At 68.9% G+C, this 6,861-nt stretch carries 9 protein-coding genes; 7 read left to right on the top strand and 2 right to left on the bottom strand.

Annotation, left to right across the window (positions count from 1 at the left end; translation table 11 throughout):
* The coding region (locus BM140_RS16750) for a transposase (RefSeq protein WP_207549471.1) at positions 1 to 302 on the top strand (302 nt) is incomplete at its 5' end.
* A gap of 7 nt (positions 303 to 309) precedes the next feature.
* Here the strand turns inward: BM140_RS16750 and dut are convergent.
* Entirely contained in the window at positions 310 to 795 is a 486-nt protein-coding gene (gene dut / locus BM140_RS16745) for a dUTP diphosphatase (RefSeq protein WP_244535466.1), read from the bottom strand.
* A 100-nt stretch (positions 796 to 895) separates the two neighbouring features.
* Here dut and BM140_RS26350 point away from each other — a divergent pair, with 100 nt between their 5' ends.
* From BM140_RS26350 to BM140_RS16735, 3 genes are all read left to right on the top strand, one after another.
* Complete coding sequence (locus BM140_RS26350; RefSeq protein ID WP_244535465.1) at positions 896 to 1,645, top strand: DUF429 domain-containing protein; 750 nt, start codon at positions 896 to 898, stop codon at positions 1,643 to 1,645.
* A 12-nt stretch (positions 1,646 to 1,657) separates the two neighbouring features.
* Positions 1,658 to 2,167, top strand: a complete 510-nt coding sequence (locus tag BM140_RS26345) for an NUDIX hydrolase (RefSeq protein WP_244535464.1) — start codon at positions 1,658 to 1,660, stop codon at positions 2,165 to 2,167.
* 154 nt (positions 2,168 to 2,321) lie between these two features.
* Entirely contained in the window at positions 2,322 to 3,005 is a 684-nt protein-coding gene (locus BM140_RS16735; protein ID WP_091948815.1) for a carbonic anhydrase, read from the top strand.
* 120 nt (positions 3,006 to 3,125) lie between these two features.
* Here BM140_RS16735 and BM140_RS16730 read toward each other — a convergent pair whose 3' ends face one another.
* Positions 3,126 to 3,830, bottom strand: a complete 705-nt coding sequence (locus tag BM140_RS16730) for a DUF4142 domain-containing protein (RefSeq protein WP_091948811.1) — start codon at positions 3,828 to 3,830, stop codon at positions 3,126 to 3,128.
* Between the two features lie 372 nt (positions 3,831 to 4,202).
* Between BM140_RS16730 and BM140_RS16725 the strand changes: the two genes are divergently transcribed.
* The 3 genes from BM140_RS16725 (at position 4,203) to bfr (ending at position 6,232) form a co-directional block, all read left to right on the top strand.
* Positions 4,203 to 5,066: a universal stress protein gene (locus BM140_RS16725; protein WP_091948808.1), complete on the top strand. Its 864-nt coding sequence runs from the start codon at positions 4,203 to 4,205 to the stop codon at positions 5,064 to 5,066.
* A gap of 326 nt (positions 5,067 to 5,392) precedes the next feature.
* Positions 5,393 to 5,683: a (2Fe-2S)-binding protein gene (locus BM140_RS26340; RefSeq protein ID WP_091948804.1), complete on the top strand. Its 291-nt coding sequence runs from the start codon at positions 5,393 to 5,395 to the stop codon at positions 5,681 to 5,683.
* A 51-nt stretch (positions 5,684 to 5,734) separates the two neighbouring features.
* Positions 5,735 to 6,232: a bacterioferritin gene (bfr, locus tag BM140_RS16715; RefSeq protein WP_091948800.1), complete on the top strand. Its 498-nt coding sequence runs from the start codon at positions 5,735 to 5,737 to the stop codon at positions 6,230 to 6,232.
* The last annotated feature ends 629 nt before the right edge of the window (positions 6,233 to 6,861 follow it).

Below are 6,861 nucleotides of genomic sequence, written 5' to 3'. Positions count from 1 at the left end.
TCGACAATGCCCGCTACAATCGCTCGCGCGCACTGAAGGCTTGGCTCGACCAGCCCGGTTGCCGGCTGCGACTGGTTGATCTGCCGTCCTACGCACCCAATCTCAACCTGATCGAGCGCTTCCGGCGCTTCATGAAGCGCACGGTGCTGTTCAACAAGGCTTACGCCAAGTTCGCCTTGTTCAAGCAGGACTTCGATGACTTCTTCGAGCGCCTGCACCAGCACGAGGCCGACTTGGCCAGCCTCATCACCGACCGCTTCCACCTCATCGGCAAGACCGACGCACGGATTCCATCCGCGTAGAGGTATATCACCGCCCGGTCGAGCCGAAGCCGCCCGGTCTGCGCCCGCCCCGATCCTCGAGCTCGGCCCCCTCCTCGATCCACTCGAACTCGGGCCGCACCACCCGCGTGAAGACGATCTGCGCGATGCGCTCGCCCGGCTCGATGCGGATCGGCGCGCCCGCCGGATTGCGGTTCCAGGCGGAGATCAGCAGCGGTCCCTCGTAATCGGCGTCGATCACCCCGGTGCCGTTGCCGAGCACGAGACCGTCGCGGTGGCCCCGCCCGGAGCGCGGATAGACCAGCCCGCACCAATCGGGATCGCCGATCCGCAGGGAGACTCCGGCCGGAATCAGCGCGGGCGGTGCCTGCGGTTCCAGCAGCAGCGGCGCGTCGAGGCAGGCATGGAGATCGAGCCCGGCCGAGCCGGGGCTGCCCCAGCGGGGAAAACCCCAGCCCGGGAGGCGGGCATCGAGCAGGCGCAAGCCCACCTTCGGCGGCGCCTGCGCGGACAACCGATTCGTCGCATCCTCACGCACGCGGCGGCCTCGTATCGGGGAAGGGAACGGCTCGAGTCTGATCGAAGCCGGGCCGTGGGGCAATCGGGGGGAAGCGATGGCGCGCTGGATCGCGGGACTGGACGGGTGCCGCGGTGCCTGGGCCGGCGTGCTCATCGACCGCGACGATCCCGAACGCTGGCGCGCGGCCCGCTTCGCCACCGTCCGCGACGTGCTCGACGCGGCCGAAGCGCCGGACATCGTCGGCATCGACGTGCCGATCGGCCTGCCCGCGCGCATCCGCGACAAGGGCCGCTCGGCCGACAACGCGGCCCGCGCCTTGCTCGGCGCCAAGCGCACCAGCGTCTTCCCGGTGCCCCCGCGGGCGGCGGTCTACGCCCCCGACTACGAGACGGCCAAGGCGCTCTCGCGCCAGAACGCCGAGCCGCCCTTCGCCCCCTCGCTCCAATGCTGGAACATCGTTCGCTACATCCGGGAGGTCGACGAACTCCTGCGGGCCGAGCCGACCCTTCGGACGCGGGTGCATGAGGTGCACCCGGAAGTCGCCTTCTTCCGCCTCAACGGCGACCGGCCGCTCAAGGCCGGCAAGCGCGAGGCCGCGGGGCGCGCCGAGCGCCGCCTTCTCCTGGCGGTCGCCGGCCTGCCGCCGGCTCTCGTCGCATCCGTGCCCCCGCGGGGCGTGGCGGCGGACGACCATCTCGACGCCATGGCGGCCCTCCTCGTCGCCCGCGACATCGCCGAGGGCCGTGCCGTGCCGCTGCCGCCGGACCACGAGTACGACGCGGAAGGGCTGCCGGTGGTGATCTGGGCGCCCGCCAAAGGTCTCGGACAGGGGCCGGATTGCTGATACGCCGGAGGCATGAGCGATTCCGACCTGCCGACCCGCGACATCGCCCGCGCCCTGGTGTTCGACCCGGCCGGGCGCCTGCTCCTGATCGAGTACGAGGCCGTGCGGCCGATCGATCCGGACAGGCCGGACGAGCGCGGCTTCTGGTTCATGCCCGGCGGCGGGCTGGAGCCCGGCGAGACGCATGAGGAGGCCTGCCGCCGCGAACTCGCGGAGGAGATCGGCGTCGCCGACGTGGAACTGGGACCGCTGGTGGCGGTCTGCGACGGGCCGTTCCACCTGTTCCGCAAGCCGCGCTTCGCCCGCGAGCGCTACTTCATGGTCCGGCTCGGGAACGACGTGATCGACACGAGCCGGCTGGCCGAGACCGAGGACAACCCGGTCCGCGGCACGCGCTGGTGGTGCCTTGACGCACTTGCCGCGAGCCCTGAGCGGGTCGAGCCCGCCGGACTCGCGAAACTGGCGCAACAAATCCTTTCCGGGGACGTTCCGGGCACGCCTGTACGTTTACACTGGCGCTAAGCGTGACGTTGCGACCGGTGACGCCACCGGTCACGAGGTCATTCCCGCCCGAAGGCGGCGCGTGCCCGCGGACAGCCCGACATCCGACGCTTCGAAGGTCGATCGGGAGCCGCAGGGGCATCGCCGCACCTGACCATAACCGGAGAGCGACACGATGTTTCCTGAGGTTCTGACGGAAGGCTACAAGACCTTCCTCGGCGAGCGGCTGCCGAACGAGCGGCGCAAGTACGAGGCTCTGGGCGCCGGCCAGCAGCCGGAAGTGCTGCTGATCGGCTGCTGCGACAGCCGCGTCGCCCCGGAGGTGATCTTCGACACCGGCCCCGGCCAGATCTTCACGATCCGCAACGTCGCCAACATCGTCCCGCCCGCGGAGGACAACAAGGGCGAGAGCCATCACGGCACGTCCTCGGCGCTCGAATTCGCGGTGGTGGCCCTCAAGGTGAAACACATCGTCGTGATGGGTCACGCCACCTGCGGCGGCATCAAGGCGGCCGGCATGGGCTCCGATCCGCTGTCGAGCGGCAACTACATCGGCAACTGGGTCTCGCTGGTCGAGCCGGCCAAGCGGAAGCTCGCGGATGCGGGCGACCATAAGGACAAGGAGGGTTACCTCACCCGCCTCGAATACGCGATGATCGGCCAGAGCCTCGAGAACCTGATGACCTTCGACTTCGTGCGCAAGGCCGTCGAGGCCGGCGAGCTGCACCTGCACGGCGCGCATTTCGGCATCGCCACCGGCGAACTGCGCGTCCGCGATCCGAAGACCGGCGAGTTCCAGTCCGTCGTCGCCCGCGACGGCCAGAGCCTGAACCCCTCGGCGCTGATCCATTGCAGCTGAGCTGATCGTCCGGGCGGCGGAGCCGATCCGCCGCCCGGATTTGCCAAAAGTGTCGAACACGAAAAGGAGCGGCGGGCCTTTCGGCCCGCCGCTCTTTCATGGTCCCGCGCGTCGCTTGGCTCAGCGGGCGCCCGGCAGACGCTGGGCCATCGCGTAATGCTGCTGGAGCACCGGCACCGCCTGCTGGGCATAGGTCCGCAGGGCCGGGTTCGGGCCGGACTGGGCGTAAGCCTGATGCATCTGCAGCGACATCTGGTGCGACATCGCCTGCTGGCGGCCGTAGAGCCGGTCGAATTGCGGGCCGGCCGGGGTGGCGGACAGCTCGGCGAGCATCTGCTGCTGCTGCGGGTTCAGGCGACCGCCGAGGCCGGTGCCCGCGGTGGTGTCGACGTCGAAGGCGCGCGAACCGGCCGCCGCGCCGCGAGCCGCGCCCGCACCGGCACCCTCGAGGCCGCCGACCGGGCCGCCCTGGAGCGTGCCGCCGACGACGCCGGCCGCCGCACCCGTGGCCGCGCCGACCGCGCCGCCCGCCACCTGCAACGGAGCCTCGATCAGGCCGCCGATCGGCCCACCGATGCCGCCGGCGACAGCGTCGCGCCCGCCGCCGGTCAGCGCCACGGCCGCCGCATGGTGGTCACGGATCGCTTCCTTGGCGAAGGCGCGCACCGCCGGGTTACGGCTCTTCTGCAGGGCGATCTGGCTGGACTGGATCTCGAACGAGTTGGCCTGCAGCGCGTCCATGCGGAAATCGCCCATGCTCTGGGCGAAGGCCGGCGTGGCCATGACGGCGACGAGGGCGGACGCAACAGCGTATTTCTTCAGCATACTGGACCTCTGATTGGATCAATCGACATGGGTCACGGCCTCACAGACCGGTGGAACCGGTCGAGGCCGCGACATCGACTTCGCCCGGTCAACCGCATTCTCCCGGCATGGTTCCCTGAGATTGAATTCTTCGGAACGAAGACTTTTCAGAACGGTCAAGCTTGTCCGTCGTTCACCACATTGGCCTCACGACGCGGCGGCTCGCCCGCCCGCCTCGAAACCGCACCGGTGGAAAACGCCGCCCCCCCGGGCGGATCGACCGGGGACGGCGGTGACGGGACCGGTTTTCCAAGACGCCGATTCGATCTAGCCTCCGCCCTTCCCGCGGCCCGCGCCGCGAAGTCTTAAAAAAGAGGTTCGAGGAGGCCGGCCATGAAGACCCTGCTCGTTCCGGTCGCTCTGCACGATGCGTTGCCCTCCGTGTTCGCGACCGCCTTGCTGGTGGCGCGCCGCTTCGGCAGTGTCATCGAGGGCATCGCCTTGCGTCCCGCGCTCGCCGAATACGTCCCCGTCGACATGGTCGGCGGCATGACCTGGTTGCGCGACGAGGAGGCCGACCAAGCCGAGGCGCAGGATGCCGGCGCCCGCTTCGTCGCCGCCATGGAGGCCGCCGGCCTGCCGCGCCGCGAAGTCGGCGCCGCCTGCTCGCCGGATGCCGCCGCCGCTGCCGGCCCGCGCTACCGCTGGCGGCCGGACGTGCCGCCAGGCGACGCCTTCCTCGGCCAATATGCCCGCCTGTTCGCGGCCACCATCGTTGGGCGGCCGGGACCGGAGGACGGCGCGCCGCGCATGACCACCTTCGAGACTGCCCTGTTCGAGAGCGGGCGCCCGATCATCCTGGCCCCGCCCGAGGCCCCGGACTGCCTCGGCGAATCGATCCTGATCGCCTGGAACGGCTCGACCGAGACGGCCCGCGCCATCGCCTTCGCCATGCCGTTCCTGCGCCGCGCCCGGCGCATCCTCGTGCTCAGCGCCGAGGGTGGCATGGTGCCGGGCCCGAGCGCCGAGGACGTGGCCCGCTCGCTCGCCGCGGAGGGCATCGAGGCCTCGCACAAGGAATTGCTCGCCGGGCGCCGGACGCCGGGCGAACTCTACCTCGACACCGCCGAAAGCGTCGGCTGCGACCTCCTGATCAAGGGCGCCTACACCCAAAGCCGCCTGCGCCAGATGATTTTCGGGGGGCCGACGAGTCACATCCTGTCGCAGGCCCGGATGCCGGTGCTGATGGCGCATTGAGGCAGCGCGGCCGAAGCGTCGCCTCAGCCGCGTCCGCCAAGTCCTTGATCGCACTCTCTCGAAGCGCATCGCCATGGTTGCGGCCGCTTCGTGGCGGCCGCCGGGACGATGGCTCGTGCCACGTTCGATTGCGCGCATGGGGAGTTGCCAAGGCGGTGCGTGCCGGCTAAAGTGCTGAAAAGCTTGAACTTTTCAATCATTCTAATCTACGGGCGTTCGAAAGCCGGGTTCCGGCGACGCTGCGGGATGGGATGATCGGGAGGGCTCAAGGCGCGGGCCGTCCCCCGCGGCTTTCTCGACAGGCACGACAGGTTCGCGATCCCCTCATGATCGTCTGCTCTTGCAACGTCCTCTCCGACGGACAGGTCCGTGCGTGCCTTCAGCCGGGCCCCGGCTGTCCGCGAACGCCGGCCCAGGTCTATGGCTGCCTCGGATGCAGCGCGAAATGCGGGCGCTGCGCCCGCACCATCCGCGGCATCCTGCGCAACGCCCTCGCCGAGGCGGAGAATCACGCCGGGCACAGCCATGCGGCCCATGCCTGCACCACAAGCTGTGAAGCGTCTTGCAGTTTGGGATCGTTCCAAACTACAAGGGAGCCCGAGGGCGTCGCTGCCTGAGACGGATCGATCGATCGTCCCGACGCCTCGCAGCTTGAGGAGTAAGGGCCGATGAAGGGCGACGCGAAGGTCATCGAATATCTGAACCGGGGCCTGCGCAGCGAGCTGACCGCGGTCAGCCAGTACTGGCTCCATTTCCGCCTGCTGAACGACTGGGGCTACGTCGACCTCGCCAAGTTCTGGCGCAAGGAATCGATCGAGGAGATGAACCACGCGGATAAGTTCATCGATCGGATCCTTTTCCTCGACGGCTTCCCGAACCTCCAGGAACTCGACCCGCTGAAGATCGGGCAGAACGTCCAGGAGATCATCGAGTGCGATCTCGCGGCCGAGAACGAGGCCCGCGCGCTCTATCTCGAGGCCGCCAAGTACTGCGACTCGATCAACGACCGCGTCACCAAGATCCTGTTCGAGGAACTGGCCGCCGACGAGGAAGGCCATATCGACTTCCTCGAGACGCAGCTCGATCTCATCGGCCAGATCGGCCTGCCGCTCTACGCCCAGCGCCACATCGGCGGCCTGGAGCAGATCGCGCCCGAGAAGGACTGATTTGCTCCCGTGTCATCCCCTCTCTCCCTGCCTTCGCAGGGCTGTTCGGGGAACTGAAGCGTAGCGTTTGTGAGAGGGCATGCTCTGGAGCCAAGCCGCGAGGCGGCTGTTTTCTGGTCATCGAAACACAGAAGACAGGTCCGGAGCATGCCCTCTCTGCCCATCATCTTCCGGCAACTGATTGCAGTCACCGATCGTCCCGCCTTCGAGCGGTGCGTGGCGCAGACCCGAGCCGAGGCCTACGACAAAAGCTTCGGCGTCGGGGCCACCTCCCCGCCCTGATCTTCGCCCAGCTCAGCGGCGCTACCAGCCTGTGCGCACTCGACCCTCTCCGATGCCACCAGCGCCGACCCGCAAGCCTGTTCGCCGATCTCGGGCGGCGCCTGCGCCGGGACGGGGGCCACCCCACCTGCCGCAAAAATGCTCGACGCCACACCGATCCCGTTGAATAACCCATCGGCCCTACGTCTTCGACAAGGGCTGCTGTTACGGCTGATGGCGGGCTATCGACACGACCGGGTCATGGTTCGTGACCCGGCCAAAGACCAATTGCGGCTGGTGGTGGTGCGCCGGCGCCCGCTGGCGAGACGGGAGGGCGAAGAGGGCAACGGCTTTCGTCCTGGAGGACG

The organism is Methylorubrum salsuginis (assembly GCF_900114375.1).
Taxonomy (GTDB): domain Bacteria; phylum Pseudomonadota; class Alphaproteobacteria; order Rhizobiales; family Beijerinckiaceae; genus Methylobacterium; species Methylobacterium salsuginis.
Note: the sequence above shows the minus strand (reverse complement) of the source record. Positions and strands in the feature narration are given on the sequence as shown.